General features: G+C 70.5%; 17 protein-coding genes. 6 read left to right on the forward strand and 11 right to left on the reverse strand.

Annotated elements, in window-relative coordinates; all coding sequences use genetic code 11:
- Positions 1 to 67: 67 nt before the first annotated feature.
- Positions 68 to 676, reverse strand: a complete 609-nt coding sequence (locus tag ACFW0G_RS32615) for an alpha/beta family hydrolase (RefSeq protein WP_378329296.1) — start codon at positions 674 to 676, stop codon at positions 68 to 70.
- Complete coding sequence (locus tag ACFW0G_RS32620) at positions 673 to 1,440, reverse strand: SOS response-associated peptidase (protein WP_378329297.1); 768 nt, start codon at positions 1,438 to 1,440, stop codon at positions 673 to 675. The genes ACFW0G_RS32615 and ACFW0G_RS32620 overlap by 4 nt, the downstream gene beginning before the upstream one ends.
- A gap of 108 nt (positions 1,441 to 1,548) precedes the next feature.
- Here ACFW0G_RS32620 and rsgA point away from each other — a divergent pair, with 108 nt between their 5' ends.
- The 4 genes from rsgA (at position 1,549) to lepB (ending at position 5,367) form a co-directional block, all read left to right on the forward strand.
- Positions 1,549 to 2,553, forward strand: coding sequence for a ribosome small subunit-dependent GTPase A (gene rsgA, locus ACFW0G_RS32625; protein ID WP_378329355.1), 1,005 nt, complete (start codon positions 1,549 to 1,551; stop codon positions 2,551 to 2,553).
- 78 nt (positions 2,554 to 2,631) lie between these two features.
- Positions 2,632 to 3,516 (forward strand): hypothetical protein, encoded by an 885-nt coding sequence (locus tag ACFW0G_RS32630; protein ID WP_378329298.1) that lies wholly within the window; start codon positions 2,632 to 2,634, stop codon positions 3,514 to 3,516.
- Between the two features lie 64 nt (positions 3,517 to 3,580).
- Entirely contained in the window at positions 3,581 to 4,369 is a 789-nt protein-coding gene (locus ACFW0G_RS32635) for a hypothetical protein (RefSeq protein WP_378329299.1), read from the forward strand.
- A 98-nt stretch (positions 4,370 to 4,467) separates the two neighbouring features.
- The gene (gene lepB / locus ACFW0G_RS32640; protein ID WP_378329300.1) at positions 4,468 to 5,367 is read left to right on the forward strand and encodes a signal peptidase I; all 900 of its coding nucleotides are present in this window, start codon (positions 4,468 to 4,470) and stop codon (positions 5,365 to 5,367) included.
- Here the strand turns inward: lepB and ACFW0G_RS32645 are convergent.
- Both ACFW0G_RS32645 and ACFW0G_RS32650 read right to left on the reverse strand, forming a co-directional pair.
- A complete protein-coding gene (locus ACFW0G_RS32645; RefSeq protein WP_378329301.1) occupies positions 5,364 to 5,855 on the reverse strand; it encodes a DUF6912 family protein in 492 nt (163 codons plus the stop codon). The genes lepB and ACFW0G_RS32645 overlap by 4 nt on opposite strands.
- Positions 5,852 to 7,258: a wax ester/triacylglycerol synthase family O-acyltransferase gene (locus ACFW0G_RS32650; protein WP_378329302.1), complete on the reverse strand. Its 1,407-nt coding sequence runs from the start codon at positions 7,256 to 7,258 to the stop codon at positions 5,852 to 5,854. The genes ACFW0G_RS32645 and ACFW0G_RS32650 overlap by 4 nt, the downstream gene beginning before the upstream one ends.
- Between ACFW0G_RS32650 and ACFW0G_RS32655 the strand changes: the two genes are divergently transcribed.
- Positions 7,257 to 8,072, forward strand: a complete 816-nt coding sequence (locus ACFW0G_RS32655) for a TrmH family RNA methyltransferase (protein WP_378329303.1) — start codon at positions 7,257 to 7,259, stop codon at positions 8,070 to 8,072. The two genes, ACFW0G_RS32650 and ACFW0G_RS32655, sit on opposite strands and share 2 nt — an antisense overlap.
- Before the next feature lie 3 nt (positions 8,073 to 8,075).
- Here ACFW0G_RS32655 and ACFW0G_RS32660 read toward each other — a convergent pair whose 3' ends face one another.
- A complete protein-coding gene (locus tag ACFW0G_RS32660; RefSeq protein WP_378329356.1) occupies positions 8,076 to 8,465 on the reverse strand; it encodes an HAD-IA family hydrolase in 390 nt (129 codons plus the stop codon).
- 186 nt (positions 8,466 to 8,651) lie between these two features.
- Between ACFW0G_RS32660 and ACFW0G_RS32665 the strand changes: the two genes are divergently transcribed.
- The gene (locus tag ACFW0G_RS32665) at positions 8,652 to 9,119 is read left to right on the forward strand and encodes an Rv3235 family protein (RefSeq protein WP_378329304.1); all 468 of its coding nucleotides are present in this window, start codon (positions 8,652 to 8,654) and stop codon (positions 9,117 to 9,119) included.
- A gap of 533 nt (positions 9,120 to 9,652) precedes the next feature.
- Here ACFW0G_RS32665 and ACFW0G_RS32670 read toward each other — a convergent pair.
- From ACFW0G_RS32670 to mtrB, 6 genes are all read right to left on the reverse strand, one after another.
- The gene (locus ACFW0G_RS32670; protein ID WP_378329305.1) at positions 9,653 to 10,873 is read right to left on the reverse strand and encodes a cytochrome P450; all 1,221 of its coding nucleotides are present in this window, start codon (positions 10,871 to 10,873) and stop codon (positions 9,653 to 9,655) included.
- A gap of 104 nt (positions 10,874 to 10,977) precedes the next feature.
- Complete coding sequence (gene secA, locus ACFW0G_RS32675; protein WP_378329306.1) at positions 10,978 to 13,887, reverse strand: preprotein translocase subunit SecA; 2,910 nt, start codon at positions 13,885 to 13,887, stop codon at positions 10,978 to 10,980.
- 207 nt (positions 13,888 to 14,094) lie between these two features.
- Positions 14,095 to 14,787, reverse strand: a complete 693-nt coding sequence (gene hpf, locus ACFW0G_RS32680) for a ribosome hibernation-promoting factor, HPF/YfiA family (protein ID WP_378329307.1) — start codon at positions 14,785 to 14,787, stop codon at positions 14,095 to 14,097.
- A gap of 538 nt (positions 14,788 to 15,325) precedes the next feature.
- Positions 15,326 to 16,393 (reverse strand): hypothetical protein, encoded by a 1,068-nt coding sequence (locus ACFW0G_RS32685; RefSeq protein WP_378329308.1) that lies wholly within the window; start codon positions 16,391 to 16,393, stop codon positions 15,326 to 15,328.
- 335 nt (positions 16,394 to 16,728) lie between these two features.
- Positions 16,729 to 18,459 carry an LpqB family beta-propeller domain-containing protein gene (locus ACFW0G_RS32690; RefSeq protein ID WP_378329309.1) on the reverse strand — a complete coding sequence of 577 codons (1,731 nt, stop codon included), beginning with the start codon at positions 18,457 to 18,459 and terminating at the stop codon, positions 16,729 to 16,731.
- On the reverse strand, positions 18,456 to 20,237 hold the full coding sequence (gene mtrB, locus ACFW0G_RS32695) for an MtrAB system histidine kinase MtrB (RefSeq protein WP_378329310.1): 1,782 nt from the start codon (positions 20,235 to 20,237) through the stop codon (positions 18,456 to 18,458). The genes ACFW0G_RS32690 and mtrB overlap by 4 nt, the downstream gene beginning before the upstream one ends.

Below are 20,237 nucleotides of genomic sequence, written 5' to 3' on the forward strand. Positions count from 1 at the left end.
CCTTACGGGCGTCTGACGCCCGTAAGGTGGCCTTAACGGCACGCTCGGGCGCCACCCCCCGCGAGGGTTACGAGAACAGGCGCAGGACGCGGGTCAGCCACTCCGAGGCGGCGCGAGAGACGCCGTCCAGGTCGGCGGTCAGGTTGTGGTCGCCGTCGAGGACGACGATCTCGTGGTGCGGGCCCGCCGTCGGTCGCCCGAACGGGTCACGTTCCCCCTGCACCACCAGCGTGGGCACCTCGACGGCGTCGAGTTCGCCCTGACGGCTTTTCTCCGGCCTGCCCGGCGGATGTTCGGGGAACGCCAGGCACAGCACCGCCACCGCCTGCCCCGCCGACGCCGTCCGGCAGGCGACCCGCGCGCCGGAGGAGCGGCCGCCGAACACCACCGGCAGGCCGTCGAAGCGCTCGGCGAGTTCGTCCGCGACGGTCAGCCAGGCGCTGTCCAGCTGATTCGCGGGCGCGGGGGCACGCCGTCCCGCCACCCGGTAGGGCTGCTCGACCAGCGCCACGTGCACGCCGATCGCCTGCGCGGCGCGGGTCACCGCGACGAGGTCCTTCGCGCCGATCCCGCCGCCCGCGCCGTGCCCGAGCATCAGCACCGCGGTGCCCTCCTCGGCACAGTGCAGCTCGGCCCTCGCCGGGCCGTAGCCGGTGCCGATCTCCAGGGTCGTCATGACCGGGGCGTCTCGAAGAGCGCGTCGTCGTCGAGACGTGGACCGGGGTCGACGCGGTCCAGCAGTTCGGGGCCGTTGTTGCGGACGTTGTTGACCTTCGAGGAAACCGGGCGCAGCTCCAGCGATTCGACGATCTCCGACGCGGTGGGCACCAGCAGGTCGGTGACGTCGGACCGGTCCGGGTCGAGCCACGGATCCCAGTGCGTCTTCGGCACGATCAGCGGCATCCGGTGGTGGACGTCGGTGAGCTGCCCGGTCGCGTCGGTCGTGATGATCGAGAAGGTGATCAACGGCTCGGCGGCGTCGTCGTCCTTCGGGCGCCAGCTCTCCCAGATCCCGGCGAAGGCGAGCGAGGCGGCATCGGGGCCGGTCATGTAGAACGGCTCCTTCTCCTTGCCGGTGCGGCGCCATTCGAACCAGCCGTCGGCCGGGACGAGGCACCGGCGCGAGGACAGCGCGCGGCGGAAGGCGGGCTTCTCCTTCGCCGTCTCGGCCCTGGTGTTGATCATGCGCGAGCCCACCGAAGGATCCTTGGCCCAGAACGGCACGAGGCCCCAGCGCATGAGCCGCAGCGAGCGCTCGGCGGGCTCGTCCTCGAGCACCTGCCCCTCGGCGTCCCGCGGATGCCGCTGGACGACGGTCACCACGTTCTTGGTCGGCGCCACGTTGTGGTCGGTCCTGGCCCGGCCCTCGGTCAGGTCGACCGCCGCGAACTCCTCGATCAGCGCCGCCGGATCCTTCGTGGCGGCATAGCGGCCGCACATCGCCAACCTCCTCGTGTCGGGGTAGCCATCGTTACACGCAGGCCAGGGCCGTGGCGAGCCGCGTGGGATCATTCCGGCAGGGACGGCGACCGGGAGGACGTGGGCGGATTGGCGCGGAGCGACTGGCGCAGGCTGGACGAATCCGATGTGCGGGTGCGTCCCGGCAAGGGCACCAGGCCACGCAGCAAACGCCGTCCCGAACACGCCGACGCCGTCACCGCGATGGTCATCGGCAAGGACCGCGGCCGCTGGACCTGCGCGATCGACGCCGATCCCGGCCGGGTGATCACCGCGATGCGGGCCCGCGAGCTGGGGCGGGTGTCGGTCGTGGTCGGCGACCGGGTCGCGGTCGTCGGCGACGTCAGCGGGCGGCCGGACACGCTGGCCAGGATCGTGCGGGTCGAGGAGCGGGCCAGCGTGCTGCGCCGCACGGCCGACGACACCGACCCGTACGAGCGTGTCGTGGTGGCCAACGCCGAACAGCTGCTCATCGTGACCGCGCTGGCCGATCCGCCGCCGCGCGCGGGGTTCATCGACCGCTGCCTCGTGGCCTGCTACTCCGGCGGCGTCGAGCCGATCCTGTGCCTGACCAAGGCGGACCTCGCCGGTCCCGAGGAACTGCTCGCCGGTTACGCGGGCCTCGACATCCCGGCGCTGGTGACCCGCTACGACGAGGAACCCGCCGGGCTCGCCGAACGCCTCAAGGGCCGGGTGACCGCGCTGGTCGGGCATTCCGGCGTCGGCAAGTCCACTTTGGTCAATCGGCTGGTGCCCGACGCCGGGCTGGCCACCGGGGTGGTGAGCGCGGTCGGCAAGGGACGTCACACCTCCGTCGCCGCAGTGGCGCTGCCGCTGCCCGACGGCGGCTGGGTGGTCGACACGCCGGGCGTGCGGTCGTTCGGTCTCGCGCACGTCACCGCCGACGACATCGTGCAAGCCTTCGAGGAATTCGCGGAGGCGGCCGAGGAATGCCCGTCCGGCTGCGGCCACCTCGGGCCGCCCGAGGATCCGGACTGCGCGCTCGACGACGTCGTCGCGGAAGGCGAGGCCAGGGCGGATCGGCTGCTTTCCCTCCGGCGGCTCCTCGCCTCTCGTGGCGGGCTGGAGTCGTAAAGCGGACGTGTGGTAACTCTTTCCTCATTCGGGCGATAACCCGGATGGAGTACATCCACCACTGAGGGGGCACAGACCTTGCGCAAGACCACTCTCGTCGCGGCCGGAGCCGCGCTCGTCCTCACGCTCACCGCGTGCGGCGGGAACAGCGGCGGTACCGGCACCGACACCAAGGCTTCCGGCGACGGCAAGGGCTTCGGCCTCGCCGCGCCGTTCAGCGACGCGCTCCAGCTGGCCAGCGCGTCCAAGGAGGGCACGCAGAAGTCCAAGTCGGCGAAGATGACCATGGAGTCGTCGGACCCCGCGAAGACCATCAACATGAACGGCGCCGTCAAGTTCGACGGCCAGAACACGGCCATGGCGATGACCATGGACCAGGCGGGCCAGCAGATGGAGGTCCGCCTCGTCGACAAGGTCCTCTACATGAAGATGCCGCCCGAGCAGCTCCAGAAGATGGGCACCGGCAAGAGCTGGGTGAAGATCACCCCGAACGGTGACGACCCGATCTCCAAGGCGATGGGCAGCTCCCTGGCGCAGAGCTCCGAGCAGAGCGACCCGACCAAGATCCTGGAGCAGATCGGGAACGGTGGCAAGATCATCAGCTCGGACCAGACGCAGCTGAACGGCGAGCCGGTCAACCACTACGTCGCCGAGATCGACATCTCCAAGAACCTCGACAAGGTGCTGGAGAGCGCGCCCGCGGAGGCGAAGTCGCAGCTCGCCGACAAGCTCAAGGGCGTCAAGATGCCGGTCGAGCTGTGGCTGAACAAGGACCAGCTGCCGGTGCAGATGGTGCTGGACAGCTCCGCGGTGGCCAAGGCGGCCGGCGCGCCGGGTGGCGCGAGCGAGGCGGGCAAGATCACCGTCAAGTACACCGACTGGGGTAAGCCGGTCGACGTCACGGCCCCGCCCGCCGACCAGGTCGCGGACCTCAGCGAGATGATGAAGACCGGCGGCCGCTGAGATCGACTTTCCGTAGCATGGGTCCCCCGAACGTGTTCGGGGGACCCATGCTTGTCTGGACCGCATGTGGAAACCGGCCGCCGCGCTCGTGTGCGTGCTCCTGCTCGGCGCGTGCGGCGGCGACGACACGCCACCCGCGATGACCGACGCGAAGGCGCTCGCCGACGCGGCGCGAACGGGCACGATCGCGGGACGCTCGGCGAAGTTCGGCACCGACGTCAACGCGGGCACCGTCAAGTCGAAGGGGCAGGGCCAGGCGCTGTTCGCCGAAGGCGGCACCACGTTGTCGATGACGACCGACGTGCTCGGTGACCCGCTCGAACTCCGCCTGGTGCAACAAAAGCTCTTCGTGAAGGTGCCCGAGGGGTCACGCGGCGACGAGGACGACAAGCCGTGGATCACCGTCTCCCCCGACGGCACCGACCAGTTCTCCCAAGTGCTCGGCGGCAGCCTCGGCCAGCTGGCCGAGCAGAACGATCCACTTCGGACGATCGGCCAGATCCGCTCCGCGGGCGCCATCACGATGGCCGAACGCGGCGACCTCGACGGGATGTCCGTCGAGCACTACTGGCTCAAGCTCGACCTGGAAAAGCTCGGCGGTCAGCTACCCGCCGGGCTGTCGGCGGAGGCCGTGTCGCAGTTGCGGGGCAAGGCCGGTTCGTTCGGCATGGAACTCTGGATCGACGACGCGAACCGGCCCCGGCAGATCGTCGTCGACCTCTCACCGATCCTCACCGCCGCCGGCGCGCCGGACGGGGCGAGCGCGCGGATCACCACCCGCTACACGGACTGGGGCACCGCCGTCGACGTGCAGGCACCTCCCGCCGAACAGGTCGGGACCACGCCCAGCTGAGCGTTACGTCCGATTCGGCGGGCTCCGGTTCACCCGGCACGGGGGAAGTTGGCCACCGGTTCACGCCGTGCCGACTCGATCACCGATAGCGTGACACCGTGGTGGAACCCGTATCGCGGAACGCGGCTGAAGACGACCCCGATGGCCAGGACCGGGACAAGGCAGGTGGCAGGCCGAAGAAGAAACGGTCGTTCTGGGTGGAGCTGCCGATCCTGCTCGTGATCGCGCTCGTGCTCACGATCCTGATCCAGACGTTCCTCGCGAAGGTCTTCCTCATCCCGTCGGGGTCGATGGAGACGACGCTGCACGGCTGCACCGGCTGCACCAACGACCGGGTGCTCGTCGACCGGGTCACCTACGACTTCACCGACCCCTCGCCGGGCGACGTGGTGGTGTTCAAGGGCCCGGAAACCTGGTCGACGCACGAAATCGCTTCGCAGGAGTCGAGCAATATCGTGGTCAAGGCGCTGCGCGGGCTCGGCTCGCTGGTCGGGTTCGCGCCGCCGGACGAGCAGGACTTCGTGAAACGCGTCATCGCCACCGGCGGCCAGACCGTGCAGTGCTGCGACACGAGCAACCGGGTCATGGTGAACGGGAAAGCGCTCGACGAGCCGTATGTCCATTGGGAAGGCGAGATCAATCCCAAGCGGCAGCAGTTCGCTCCGGTCACCGTGCCGCAGGGCAGTGTCTGGGTGATGGGCGACAACCGCAACGACTCGTGCGACTCGCGCTGCCAGGGCGGCGGCGGTCTCAACGGGACGGTCCCGGTGTCCAACATCATCGGCAAGGCGCGGATCATCGTGCTGCCGCCGAGCCGGTGGGGCGGCATCACCGACCACGACCCGCAGGCGGCCGCGCAACCGGTCGCGCTCGGCGCCCCCGCGTGGCAGAGCGGCCTCCCGCTCGGGGTCGGGGTGGCCGCCGCCTGGCCCGTGCTGTTCACCGGGCGGAAGCTGGTCTCCGGGGTCCGGAAGGCGACGGGCCGGAAGCGCCGTTAGAGGAGTTCGAGCAGGAACGGGAGTTCCTGCGGTGCGTACCAGGCGAGCTCGTGGTCTTCGGCGTCGCCGAGGGTGAACTCCGCGTCGGGGTCACCGAGGTCGGCGGCGTCGATCACCGCGGCCGCCGCGGTGACGGCGTCCTCGGCCTCGGCCGCGTCGACGTGGATCGCCGCGATGTCCTTCAGCAGCACCGGACCGGCGAGCCGCACGACGGCGTCGTCGAGATCGGGCCGATGGGTCGCGCCCTCGACGTCGGCGGACACCACGGCCCGCCGCGGTTCGCCCTTCTCCTCGGCCGCGATCAGCCGCAGCGACGCCCGCGCGGCGTCGAGCAGTGCCGCGTACTCCAGCTCCTCGTCGGAACCACTCGCGTAGGCCTCGCGCAGCGCGGGCGTGAGCGCGAACGCCGTCCCGCTCCGCGCGCGGAACTCACCGGTGGTGTTCAGCTCACGCAACATCGCGATCGTGGCAGGCAGATAGACCCTCACCAGTGCGCACCCTTCAGCTCTTCCAACGATTCCTCGATCATCCCGGCCACCAGCTCCACATCGCTGACGGCCTTGCGGTCGCCGTTGAGTCCGAAGTAGACGCCGCCGTGATACGAGCTGACCCCGATCGCGAGCGCCTGGTTGCGCATCAGCGGCATCACCGGGAACATCTCGACCATCCTGGCCTCCCCCGCGTACATCGGCATCTGCGGGCCGGGCGAATTCGTCACCATGAGGTTGAAAATGCGCCCGGAGAGTGACCCCGCCGCCCGCGCCCCGAGCGAATGCAGCGTCGCCGGGGCGAACCCGCCGACCTTGAGCAGCCCCCGCGCGGCGACCGAACGGCCCGAGTCGAGATGGTCGGCCATGGCGTGCCCGATGTGCTGCAGCCGCAGTACCGGGTTCGGCTCGCCGACCGGCAGGTCCACCAGGTAGGCCGCGACCTGGTTGCCGACCAGCGCCGGTGTCGAGTACTCGGCGGTCTCCGCGTCGCGGACCGCCATCGGCGCCAGCGCGCGCACCGTGTCCGTCGGGTTCAGCGTCTCGCCACGGGAAAGCAGCCATTCCCGCAGCGCGCCGGTGATGGCGGCGAGCACCACGTCGTTGACGGTGCCGCCGTGCTCGGCGCGGATCTTGCGGAAATCCTCCAGCCGGGTGCGGACCACCGCGAACATCCGTCCGCCGGAGACGCGGACGTTCAGCGGCCCGGACGGCGCGGGATGGACCACGGTGCGCAGCGTCGTGGCGACGCCGCCGAGTGCCTCCGCGACCTTCCCCGCCGTCGCGACCGCGTCGTTGGCCGCGGAGCGGACGTTCTCCACCAGCTCGGTCGGGCGCTGCACGGTCTCGCTGACCGCGTCGAGGATCAGCTGGGTACGGCTCGGCTCGCGCCGCGGTGTCCAGACGTCGTCGAACGGCTCCACTTCGGCGGGTGTGGGGTCGAGGACGATCTGGCCGAGCTCGATCGTGCCCACACCGTCCACAACGGACTGATGGGTCTTGGTCACCAGCGCGACCCTGTCCCCGCCGAGCCCCTCGATGAAGTACGCCTCCCAGAGCGGGCGTTCCGGCGCCAGCCGCCGCGACATCAGCCGGGCGACGAGGTCGAACAGCTGCTCGTCGCTGCCCGGCTGGGGCAGCGCGGAGCGGCGGACGTGGTAGTTGAGGTCGAAGTCGACGTCGTCCACCCACACCGGGCGCGCCAGGTGTCCCGGCACCTCCAGCACACGCTGCCGGTACCGCGGCAGGAACGCCAGGCGCTGGCCGATCAGGGCGAGCATCTGCTCGTAGCCGAACCCGGAACGCGGGCGCTCGAAGATCGCCACCCCGCCGACGTGCATCGGGGTCGCGTGGTCCTCGACGTACAGGAACGACGCGTCCAGCGCGGAAAGGCGGTCGGGCATGGGCCGATCCTTACACAATGCGAGACTGCCCGGTGTGGGTGATGACTCTGCGGCCTCCCCGGTTTCGCCGAAAGACCGGTTCCTGACCGTCTACGGGCGCAAACCGGTGCTCGAGGCGCTCGCCGACACCGGCCTCGAAGTGGACAAGGTGATCCTGGCCGACACCGTGCGCGGGCCGGGCGCCGCCGAGATCCAGCGCGCCGCCAAGGCGGCCGGGGTGCCGGTGCAGCGCGCGAGCGCGCACCGCGTCAAAGTACTGGCCGGGAACGGCAAACAGGACCAGGGCGTGCTCGCCGACGTCGTCGCGCCACGGATGCGTTCGCTGGCCACCGCGCTGTCGGGGAAGCGCCCGCCCGCGCGGGTGCTGCTGCTGGACGGCATCACCACCCCGGCCAACGTCGGGATGATCCTGCGCACCGCGACCGCCGCCGGGCTCGACGGCGTGATCGTGCCGCGGCGTGGCGTCGCCGCGCTGGACCCGATGGTGGTCAAGGCGTCCGCGGGGGTCGCGTTCCGCGCGCCGGTGCTGCGCTGCGGCAGCGCGCGGGAAGCCGCGGAGATGCTCACCGAGGCCGGCTACTCGCTCTACGCGCTGGGCGCTTCGGCTTCCGCGGAGTCGTTGACGGTGTTCGACGTCGAGCTGCCACAGCGGACCGCGTTCGTGCTGGGCGGCGAGACGGCCGGCGTGGGCGCCGAGGTGGGCGAGCTCGTCACCGAGTGGCTGAGCATCCCGATGCCGGGTGACGTCGAGTCGCTGAACGTCTCGGCCGCGGCGGCGGTGCTTTCCTTCGAACTCGTGCGCCGGGCTCGCTGACCCTCACTCCCGGCGAGCGCGCTCCGGCGGGAACAGCACGGCCAGCTCGGCCAGTGTCCCGGCGACCGTGTCGTGGTGGATGCCGACCATCCCCGCGTCGACAGCGCCCCGGACGTTGGCGGCCGAGTCGTCGACGAACACGCAGCGGCCGGCGGGCAGGCCCAGCATCGCCGCGGTGATCAGGTAGACCTCGCGGTCCGGCTTCGCCACCCCGATCTCGCCCGAGAACACCAGCGCGTCGAAATAGCGGCTCATCGTGTTCTTCACCTGCGAGGAGGCACCGGGAGCGTTGGACAGCAACGCGGTGCGAAGGCCGCGATCGCGGGCGGCCTCAAGATAGGTGTAAAGCAGATTGGCGTCCGGCTCCGTGAGCACCCCGGCGTAATCGATCACTAGGCCCTTCAGCACCCCGCACACCCTAGCCCGGTCAGCGGGGCACGCGGGCCGGATAGCGCAATCCGCAATAACGTGCAGCCGATTCTGCGCTTTTCCCCGAATATGGCGATCCTTGTCCGCTTCCCGGCGTTTCGCGGCCACTAACTCGTGCCGGGCACCCGCCACGGCACGAGAGGGGAAGCCATGACCACCGCGCACCGTCTGAAAACCCTGACCGGCTACGAACCCCACCGCACCGGTCGCCCGATCGCCACCGGGTCACCCGCGCCGCTCCCGGCGGGCCGTCCCCTGGCGGCCGTCCGCGACGTCTCGCCCGCGCTCGACGGGCCGCAGGTCGCGATCATGCTGACCGCGATCCTCGAAACGCACGACGGGCACCGGACGGCCTCGCAGATCGAGCCGCTGGTGGACCGGCCGCTGTTCGAACGCCTCCGCGCCCACAGCCGGGCGCGTGCGACCGCCCGGCATCGCGTACGGAGCGTGCGACTGTGCGCACCCGCCGACGACGTCGTCGAGGCCTGCGCACGCGTCGAGACCGGCCGCCGCACCATCGCGCTCGCCGCCCGCTTCGAACGGACCGGCGGCCGGTGGCGGTGCGTGCGCTTCGACCTGCTGGACCCGCTCGCCACGGCGCAGCGCATGGCGGCCTGACCAGCGTTCCCCCTGCTCAGCGGCGCTTTCCGGCGGCAAGGAGGAGCAAGGGACCTTTGCTAACGTCCTTGAGCAAGCTCACCATTAGCACACTAACCAAAGGTGAGCAAAGGTCCCTTGCTCCCGCCGTTCCGCACCCCTGTCGGCGATGCGCTGGCCGGGGTGCGACAAGGGCGTCCCTGGGTGCGTTGAGTGCATCGGGGGCGTCCCTCGGTGCGGTGGATGCCCCCAGAGCGTCCCTCGGACTCTCTCCGCCCACGCCGACACCATCGCTCGACGTCGCGAACGCTCCGTTACCGACGATCAACGTCCCCAACGGAGCGTTCACGACATCCAAGACCGCCGCACAAACCCCAGCCGCAACGACAACCCCGCGAACACCACACACCCCACCGACCACACATCCCCGACCCACCCAATGCCGTGAAGGCCTCCTTCACAGCGCTCAACGCCGGTAAGGAGGCCTTCACGGCACCGGACCCTGGTCGGGCGGCAACCCCGGCGAAGCGCCCAGGAGCGTTCCGGCCTGAGGCTCAGTGGGCGACGGGGAGGGTGGCGAGGCCGCGCAGGGTGGTGGTCGCGTTCCAGCGCGGCTCACCGGCGAGGCGCAGCCGCGGGACGCGGCGGGCCAGCTCGCGGAAGACGACGCGGCCTTCCAACCGGGCCAGCGGGGCGCCGAGGCAGAAGTGGATGCCCTGTCCGAAGGCGAGATGACGGCCGGGCTCGCGGGACGGATCGAAGACGTCGGGGTCGGCGCACGCGGCGGGGTCGCGGTTCGCGGCTCCGATGAGGACGATCGCCTGGGTGCCTTCGGCGACCGCGACGTCGCCGACCGCGGTGTCCCGCAGCGCTGTCCGCGCGGTGAGTTGCACCGGCGAGTCGTAGCGCAGCGCCTCCTCCACGGCCCGCTCGGCGAGTTCGCCGCCGGGGCCGAGCGCGCCGACGCCCTCGGCATGCCGCAGGAGGGCGAGGGTGCCGTTGCCGATGAGGTTCGTGGTCGTCTCGTGGCCCGCGATCAGCAGCAGGGTCACCGTGACGAGCAGTTCGCCCTCGCTGAGCGTGTCACCCGCGTCGGACACGGCGACCAAAGTGGACAGAAGGTCGTCGCCGGGCTCGTGCCGCCGTCGCGCTGCCAGCTCACGGAAGTAGGCGACGAACTCCTGCCGGGCGCGGACGGCGGGCTCCCGGGTTTCCGGTGCCTGCAGGAACTCCGGGTCGAGCGCGCGTGCCATCGCGTGGGACCACGTGGCGAACCGCTCGCGGTCGTCGAGCGGGACGCCCAGCATCTCGCTGATCACCTCGACCGGCAGCGGCGCCGCGAGATCCGCCATGAGATCGGCCTCGTCCGCGTCGGCGATCCGGCCGACCATCGTGGCGGCAAGCTCCTCGATCCGCGGGGTGAGCCGCTCGACCATCCGCGGGGTGAACGCCTTCGACACCAGCCGCCGCAGCCGCGTGTGATCGGGCGGGTTGAGCCCGAGGAACGACCGGACGACCCGGCCCTCTTCGTCCACCGGTTCGTCCGGGCGCTGGTCCTCCGGCGCGAGAATCTCCGGTTCCGGGTGACCGAAAGCGTTGTCGCGCAACAACTGCACCGCCTCGGCCTGACCGCTCACGGCGACCACGCCTGGCAACAGCGCGACCGGGGCCCGCTCTCGCCAGCGGCGATAGTCCGGATACGGATCGGGTCGGCGGTCCTCGCCGAACAGCGCGGCAAAAGTCGACAAATCTGCTTCGACCGGCGTGGTGGACACGGCGCTCCCCTCGCTCACATGCCGGGCTTCCGCCCCATACCCGGTACAACGCGCCGGAGGACCGCCGCGTTCCTGACGCGACGGCCCTCCGGCGACCGAAACTCCTAGCGGCGCGGGCCCTTCTTGCCCTTCTTCGCCTCGGCACGCTGCGCGGCACGGCGCTCCCGGCGGGTGCCACCACCCGCCCCACCGGCCGCCTCGGCTGGACCGTCCGAATGGGACTCGACGTTCCCGTCCTCACCCGGGCCCGACATGGTCAGCCCGCTCTGCGCACCGCCACCGCCGAGTCCCTTGCCCCGCAAGGCGGACGGCACCGACTCGGTGTCGGTCGTCGGCTGCGGCGGTGCCGGGCGGGCATGCCTGCCCTCACCCTCGCCCTCCGGGGCCTGGCCGTTGCCGTTGCCGCTCACCCCGGTGGGCAGCGCCGTGGCGCCTTCCTCGGCGACCGGCGCCGGTTCGGCACGCTCGACCTGGAGGTTGAACAGGAAGCCGACGGCCTCCTCCTTCAACGAGTCCAGCATCGCGCGGAACATGTCGAAGCCCTCGCGCTGGTACTCGATCAGCGGATCGCGCTGCGCGAGCGCCCGCATGCCGATGCCCTCCTTGAGATAGTCCATCTCGTAGAGGTGCTCACGCCATTTGCGGTCGAGCACGGTGAGCATCACCTGGCGCTCGAGGCGGCGCATCGCGCCTTCCTCGCCGACCAGCTCGTCGATCTCGGCCTCGCGGCGGTCGTAAGCCCGATGCGCGTCCTCGACCAGCGCGGCGCGCAGGCCCTCGGAGTCGAGGTCGCCGTCCTCCATCAGGTCGTCCCAGTCGAGGCTCACCGGGTAGAGCGTCTTGAGCGCGGTCCACAGCTTTTCGTGGTCCCAGTCCTCGGCGTACCCGGACTCGGTCGCACCGTCGACGTAGGCATTGACGACGTCGATGAGCATGTGCTCGATCTGCTCGCGCAGGTCCTCGCCTTCGAGCACGCGGCGGCGCTCGGCGTAGATCACCTTGCGCTGCTCGTTCATGACCTCGTCGTACTTGAGGACGTTCTTGCGCGTCTCGTGGTTGAGCTGCTCGACCTGTGTTTGCGCGCTCTTGATGGCCTTGGAGACCATCTTGTGCTCGATCGGCACGTCGTCGGGCAGCCGCATGGTGGTCATCACGCGCTCGACCATCGTCGCGTTGAAGCGGCGCATCAGCTCGTCCCCGAGCGACAGGTAGAACCGCGATTCGCCGGGGTCGCCCTGACGGCCGGAACGACCGCGGAGCTGGTTGTCGATGCGGCGCGATTCGTGGCGCTCGGTGCCGAGCACGTACAGCCCGCCCGCCTCACGGACCTCTTCGGCCTCGGCCTTGGCGTCCGCCTTGATCTCTTCGAGCACGTTCGGCCACGCGGCCTCGTACTCCTCGGAGTTCTCCACCGGGTCGAGGCCGCGCTCGCGCAGCGTCTGGTCGGCGATGATGTCCGGGTTGCCGCCGAGCACGATGTCGGTACCGCGGCCCGCCATGTTGGTGGCGACCGTGACCGCGCCCTTGCGGCCGGCCCGCGCGACGATCAGCGCCTCGCGGTCGTGGTGCTTCGCGTTGAGCACCTCGTGCGGCACACCCAGTTTCAGCAGCAGCTTCGACAGGTGCTCGGACTTCTCGACGCTGGTCGTGCCGACCAGGACCGGCTGGCCCTTCTCGTGCCGTTCGGCGATGTCCTCGGCCACGGCCTCGAACTTCGACTGCTCGGACTTGTAGATCAGGTCCGCCTGGTCGGCGCGGACCATCGGCCGGTTCGTCGGAATCGGCACCACGCCCAGCTTGTAGGTCTGGTGGAACTCGGCCGCCTCGGTCTCGGCGGTACCGGTCATCCCGGAGAGCTTCTTGTACAGCCGGAAGTAGTTCTGCAGCGTGATCGTGGCCAGCGTCTGGTTCTCGGCCTTGATCTCGACCTTCTCCTTGGCCTCGATCGCCTGGTGCATGCCCTCGTTGTAGCGGCGGCCCACCAGGATGCGCCCGGTGAACTCGTCGACGATCATGACCTCGCCGTCGCGGACGATGTAGTCCTTGTCGCGGTGGTAGAGCTCCTGGACCTTCAGCGCGTTGTTCAGGTAGCCGACCAGCGGGGTGTTGGCGGCCTCGTAGAGGTTGTCGATACCGAGCTGGTCCTCGACGAACCGGACGCCCTTCTCGGTGACCGCGACCGTGCGCTTCCGCACGTCGACCTCGTAGTGGTACTTGCTGTTGATCAGGTTGGTCTTCTCGACGCGCTCGCGCGTGCCCATCGTGGTGGTGTCGATGCCCTGCATGAGCGGCGCGAGCCGGGCGAACTCGACGTACCAGCGCGAGGACTGGTCGGCGGGACCGGAGATGATCAGCGGGGTCCGCGCCTCGTCGATGAGGATCGAGTCGACCTCGTCGACGACCGCGAAGTTGTGCCCGCGCTGAACGCACTCGTCCAGGCTCCAGGTCATGTTGTCGCGCAGGTAGTCGAACCCGAACTCGTTGTTCGTGCCGTAGGTGATGTCGGCGTTGTACTGCTGGCGCCGCACGTCCGGCTGCTGCTCGGCCAGGATGACGCCGACCTCGAGTCCGAGGAAGCGGTGGATACGGCCCATCCACTCCGAGTCGCGCTTGGCCAGGTAGTCGTTGGTCGTGATGATGTGCACGCCGTCGCCGGGGATCGCGTTCAGGTAGGCCGCGAGCACACAGGTCAGGGTCTTGCCCTCACCGGTCTTCATCTCGGCCACCTGGCCGAGGTGCAGCGCCGCGCCCCCCATCAGCTGGACGTCGTAGTGCCGCTGGCCGAGCACCCGCTTGCTCGCCTCGCGGGCGACCGCGAAGGCCTCCGGGAGCAGCTCGTCGAGCGTCTCCTTGTCCTCGCGATACCGCTTGCGGAACTCCTCGGTCTTCGCCCGCAGCTCGGCGTCGGACAGGTCCTTGACGTCGTCTTCGAGGGTATTGATGTGATCGGCGATGTTGCGCAGCCGCTTCACCATCTTGCCCTCACCCGCGCGGAGCAGGCGGTTCAGCACCATCCGGTCGACCTCACTAGCTGATTTGTTGAACGCACCCGAGCCGCTCCCGGGCAGTGTCGTCCGCGACTGGGGCCTGGTGAGCCGCAGTCGTCCGCACCCCATCGTAGGGAACCGGACAGCATGCGCGCACGCACCTTGCGTAGGGACCGCACGCGAGCGGCCCGCACGCGGTGCGTGCGGGCCGCTCGAGGCCTTGTCCGGGTCCGCTCAGCCGAGCCGGATCACGCCGTAGTCGAAGCCTTTCCGGCGGTAGACGACGCTCGGCCTGCCGGCTTCGGAGTCGTTGAACAGGTAGAAGTCGTGGCCGACCAGCTCCATCTCGTAGAGAGCCTGGTCCACCGTCATCGGGTCCGCGGAATGCTGTTTCTCGCGGACGACGCGGCCGGGCTGGTGGCCCAGCTCATCGTCTTCCCAGCGCTGTTGCTGGGGAATCCCCTCGACACTCGAAGCCGCGAATCCGTTCGTGAGTGTTTCGGCCTCGGGTGCCTCCAACACCGCGGTACGCGCGGCGGGAGCGGCGGAATTCGCCGGGGACGTGCCTGGCGCCATCGCCATGGAGGTCGCCTCGGCGACCGATTCCGGACGGCTGCGGCCATAGTGCACGCGCCTCCGGTCGTGTGTCCTCCGCAAACGGTTCTCGAGCTTGGTGACCGCGGAGTCCAGCGCTGCGTAGAAGTCGGCGGCACACGCTTCGGCGCGCACGGCCGGGCCCCTGCCCTTTCCGGTGATCTCGACGCGCTGGCAGCTCTTGGCCTGCCTGCGGTTCGGCTCGTGGAAGAGCTCCACGTCGTACCGGATGACCTTCTTGTCGTAGCGCTCAAGCCGGGCCAGCTTTTCGCCGACAAGCGCCCGGTAATGATCGGGCACCTCCACGTTGCGGCCCTTAACGACGATGTCCATACACGACCTCCCTCGCTGAAATGACTGCGAGCTGTTGTGTTTAACCAGGGCGCCGGTAAAGCGGGGACGAAGCCCGGATCGCGGGCTGAGGGAACTCGGCAGACGGTCACGACGTCTCGCGGCGGATGTCCGAGCGCGAACTCAGCGCACCTCCGGCGCCAGGGACATGGGCTGGTCACCTCCCTGCCTGCGGGGATTGCTGATTGCGGAGCACGTTAGCTTCATCACGGCCGTTGCAACAGCCCCCGAGCCGGGGGATGTCAGGGGGTAAGAAACCGTCACGGCGCGCAGTGACGCACGGGTGATCACCGCAAAATCCTCGCGGTTCGGGCACCGTTCCCGTGACTCGTTTTCACGCGGACGGCGCAACGCTTCGGTGCCAGGAAAACCGAGGGTGACAACCCCGCCGGGCACAGCCGCCACCCCGGTGGAGTGGCGTGTCATCGGAGTGCTTCGGGGGTGGGCCCTCATACCCGGACAACGGCCGCGCGGGCACTGACGTTCCCGCTAAAGGTCACTCATGTAGGTGACCCTCGGATCACTCGGCCGCGAGGAGTGCGAGGACCGCGACCACCTCCACTCCCTGTCCGCGCAGCACCCGCGTGCACGCCGCGGCCGTGGCGCCGCTGGTCACGACGTCGTCGAGCACCACCACCGGCAGCTCCGGCGGCGGACGGCCCGCCGGGACGAACCGCAGCCGTCCTTCGAGGTTGGCCAGTCGTTCCGCCCGGCTCAGCCCGACAGCGTCCTTCGCGCCACCCGCCAGCCGCAACGCGGGCGCCACCGCGGCCGGGACACCGCGAGCGGCGAGCAGCTCGGCGGCGGCCTCGGCCAGGCGCTGGACGTGCGGACCGCCCCTCAGCCGGGACGCCGAGCGCCTGCTCGGAGCGGGCACGAGACAGACACCGTGAGTGGGATTCCCGACCTCGGGATTCCCGGTCCGGGGGTTCCCCACTGCGGGAAGCCCGGTTCCGGGGCGCTCCGGTCTGGGATTCCCAGTAGTGGGATTCCCGCCACCGAGAGGGCCGGTTCGGAGAGTCCCGGTACCGGCGTTCCCGGTTTCGGGGTCCTCCGGCTCGAGAGCCGCAGGTCCGGGAAACCCCGGTGGGAGATTCCCGGACTGGGGAATCCCGCGACGGGGATTCCCGCCTCGTGGGTTCGCCGGTTCGGAAAGCGCGGAGGCGGGAAGGCCGTTTGTGGGACGGCCGGATGTGGGAATCCCACTTTCGGGATTCCCACCGCCGGGGATCCCAAGGCTGGGAATCCCAGTGCGGGGATTCCCACTCCGGAGATTCCCGGCGATGGGAATCCCGGCTCCGGGTGCGAGCGCCCTGGCGAGCAGCGACGGGAGCGCGTCGGCCACTGCCCGGCCGAGCGGCGGGCCGAGATCACGGCGGCCGCGTTCCTTGTAGGCGATCAGGAGCCGTTTGGCCACGCCCTCGTAGCGGGCGAGCGCGTACACCGGCACGAGACCCGTCGTCGGCAGGCGGGTCACCTCGGTCAGTGCTCCCCACACCTGGGCGCATCCGGCGCAGCACGGGGCACCGCGCACACCGCAGGCGGCGCAGCGGGCGGGGATGAGGAGATCGAGCACACGGGAGTTCATGCCGCTGAGTGTCCCGCCCACCACCGACAGTTTCGGCTCGCCGCGACGCGGCAAGGCTGCGGCGCGGACGCCGGGTCCATGTCCCGAACGCGCCGTTGAGGACGTTGAGCGTCCCGAACGGAACGTTCGCGACGCGCGCGGACGGGCGCTGTGCCGAGGGACGCCTTGGGTGCGTTGGGTGCGACGAGGGCGTCCCTCGGTGCGATGAGCGCACCCAGGGAGGCCCTCGGATCAACACCCCGCCCCGCCGAAACCGGGAGCAAGGGACCTTTGCTCACGCTCGCGCCGCACGAGCGCAACCCAGCGTCCACAAGGGACAGTCGGGTGCGCAGGCTTCAGCCGGGATAGAAGGGATCGGCGCCGGGGGTGGTGTGGGCATGGGGCCGCCAGACCTCGCCCAGTTCCGAGGCGACCCACAGGCCACCGCTGTCGGCGACCACGATCGGGCGGTTCGGGGCGGCGGTGACGGAGAGCACCGGCGGGGTCAGGTTCGAGCTGTTGAAGGCGTCCATCCGCAGCCCGTCGATCGGCAGTTTCACCACCGGCTGCGAGGTCGACGACGTGGCCGCCACGAGCGTGTCCGGAGTGGCCCAGTCGACGTCCACGACGTTCGTGAGATCGCGGTTCTGCAGCAGCCGCGGCGCGCGCAGGGTCACCGAATCGGCGGTCCGGACCACCGAGGCGACCACCAGCTTCCCGCCGACCACTGCCGCGGCGCGCGCACCGTCGCGGGAGAGCCGGAGTTCGGTGATCTGGCCGAGCGCGGTCACCTCGTTCGCGTTCACGCCCTGCTGCGCCCAATGCCCGCCGGGGGCCAGCACGAGCCGCGCCACCGTCGTGTGATCGACGACCGTCCACACCTCACCGGAGGCGTCGCCGCCGGGCGCGGCGGGGCGCCAGGTCGGCCGGGTGAGCGAACCACCGAACAGCTCCGTCTGCGGCAGGTCCCTGCCGTAGTCGCCGACCCGCAGCCGCATCCGGCCGCCGGCGCGTTCGACCACCGCGAGCCGTTTCCCGTCGATCGACTGCGCCGCGCCGGCGACGTCGTAGCCACCACTACCCGCCGGGCCCTCGACCGGCGCGCCGGTGCCGAGCGAACGCACCCGCCCGCCCGCGGTCATCAGCCCCAGCAGATCGGAACTCGGCGACGACGCGGCGCCGTACGCGGGCAGTTCGCTCGCCCGCCAGTACTCGTGCCCCGGCACGAGCGGCGCGCCGTCGGCGAGCAGCCGGATCCGGGTCGAGGTCACGGTCTGCAGCGAGAGCACGATCTGCGCGGCGATCAGGTTCCGCGTCTCCGGCGTCGCCCCGGTCAGCCCGGTCAGCGGCACCACCACCGAACCGTCGTCGGCGGTCTTGACGTTGTTCTCGATGGTGATCGGATCCGCGAGGAGGTTCTTCACCGATCCCGCGAGCCCTTCGGACGGCCCGAGCATCAGCAGGTCCATCACGCGCCCGGCGAGCCCCGACTGCGGTTTCGCGACCACGTAACGAAGATCGGGCACGAACGTGCCCGCGTCCGGCGAGTAGAAGCTCACCGGGACGCGGAAGTAGTTGATCGAGAAGTCGGCGTTGGTGACGACCAGGTTCGGCGGCGGGTTGGCGATCCGCCACTGCCCCGTCGCCTGCTGCTTGCGCACTTCGAGCTGGAGCTTGAAAGGCGCCTGGTTCGGGACGAACGAGCCGTCGCCGTTCAGCACGCCCAGCGCGAAACCGTGCACGTTCACCGTCTGCACGTTCGGATCCGGCGACCGGTTCTCGGTGTCGTAGGTGGTGTTGAAGATGTCGTCGATGATCGTCAGCCCCCGCGCGGGCTTCCAGTTCGCGCGGGCCTGGTCGTCGAGGTACGCGCGGGCGGCGGCGTTGTTCGACCCCGGCACGGCGCTCGCGCGGACGAACTGGCGCGCCAGCGTCAGCGAGTCGATGCCCTCCGACGGGTTGGGCGCGCTGGCTGCCGCCGGCGGCGGCTTCTCCCCCGGCACCACCATCGGCTGGGATTCCTGCGGGATGTTCGCGCAGCCCGCCAGGAGGACGAAGCACAGCAAGGCCAGTGCGGCACGTTTCACCGGCCGACCTCCTCGCGCTCGGCGAGCAGCGCGTCCGGCGCGGGCTGCACCTCGAGCGTGCCGATCACGGTCGGCTCGGCGGCGGGCGGGACGTGGTCCGCGGGCGGCAGCGGCAGCGGGCTCTCCTCGACCGCGGTGCCCTGCCTGCGCGGCAGTACCAGCCGGAAGCACGCGCCGTAGCCCGGCTCGCCCCACGCGTCGAGCTGCCCGCCGTGCAGGCGCGCGTCCTCCTGACTGATCGCCAGGCCCAGCCCGGTGCCGCCGGTGCGCCGGTTGCGGGACGGGTCTGCCCGCCAGAACCGGTTGAACACCAGTTCCGCCTCGCCGGTCCGCAGCCCGACACCGCGGTCCCGGACCGTGACCGCCACGGCGTTCTCGTTGACTCCCACGGTGAGCACCACCGGTTTGCCCTCACTGTGGTCGACGGCGTTGGCGAGCAGGTTCCGCAGGATCCGTTCGACGCGCCGGGCGTCGACCTCCGCGGGCGCCTCTTCGTCGGGCAGCACCAGATCGATCGAGCTGCCCGCGTTCCCGGCGATGACCCGGACCTGCTCGACCGCCCTGGTCGCGATCGGCCGGACGTCGATGAACTCGGCGGACAGCTCCTCGACACCGGCGTCGAGACGGCTGATCTCCAGCAGATCGCCGAGCAGGGCCTCGAAACGGTCGAGCTCGTCGACCAGCAGCTCGGTGGAGCGGGCGAGCCCGGCCGGGAACTGCTCGCGCGAGGCGTGCAGCACGTCGGCCGCCATCCGGACGGTGGTCAGCGGGGTGCGCAGCTCGTGCGAGACGTCGGAGGTGAACCGCCGCTGCAGCCCGCCGAACTCCTCCAGCTGCCGGATCTGCCGCTGGATGCTCGCGGCCATCTCGTTGTAGGACACCGCGAGTTTCGCCAGATCGTCCTCGCCGAGCACGGCGAGCCGCTGGTCGAGATCCCCGCCCGCGAACTGCTCGGCCGCGGCCGCCGCCTGCCGGACGGGCCGCACCACCTGCCGCGTGACGAGGTTCGTAATCCCGGCGAGCAGCAACAGCAGCACGAGCCCGCCGACGAGCAGCGTGTTCTGCACGGTGGACACCGTGTTCTGCTCGCTGGTCAGCGGGAACAGCAGGTACAGCTGCAGCGGGCTGGCCACGGTGCTCAGCGGCGCGCCGACGATGAGGTACGTGGTGCGGCCGCCGTTGCCGTCTTCGACGGTGTGCTCCAGGTAGCTGACCTGGTTGGACTCGACGAACTGGCGCAGCCGCGCCGGCACGCTGGCGAACGGTCCCGCCGACACCGGGACGCTGACCGCCTGGCCACGGCCGCCGCTGACCAGCACCGGGTCGAAGGTGCCCGCCGCAGAACCGGCCCCGCCCTGGTTCGCCGGGCTGCTGGAGATCTTCTTGAGCGCGTTCTCCAGCCGCGTGCGCATGGCTTCGGAGCTCTCGCCGCCGACGCCGACCAGCTCCCCCGCCGCGGTGTCGGCGAGCGCCCGCGTCTGCTCGATCGCGGCGGAACGCTTGGTGTCCAGCAGGCGTTCGGTGATCTGGTTCTGCAGCACCATGCCCAGCACGAACACCACCGCCGAGGACAGCGCCAGCGTCGACACGGTGACCCGGAACTGCAGCGAATGCCGCCACAGTTCGTTGAAGCCGACGACACGACGGCGCGCGAAAGCCGCGACGCGCCGTACGAGGCGCGCCGCCGAGCGGGCGGAGCGCGGCAGCCGTCCCCTCTTCGGGTCACGGCCGGGCTCCGCCCCGGTGCTTTCCGGCTCTTCCGGGGATGGCGCTGTCAT

Origin of the sequence: Amycolatopsis sp. NPDC058986, from assembly GCF_042741125.1 — a bacterium.
GTDB lineage: Bacteria > Actinomycetota > Actinomycetes > Mycobacteriales > Pseudonocardiaceae > Amycolatopsis.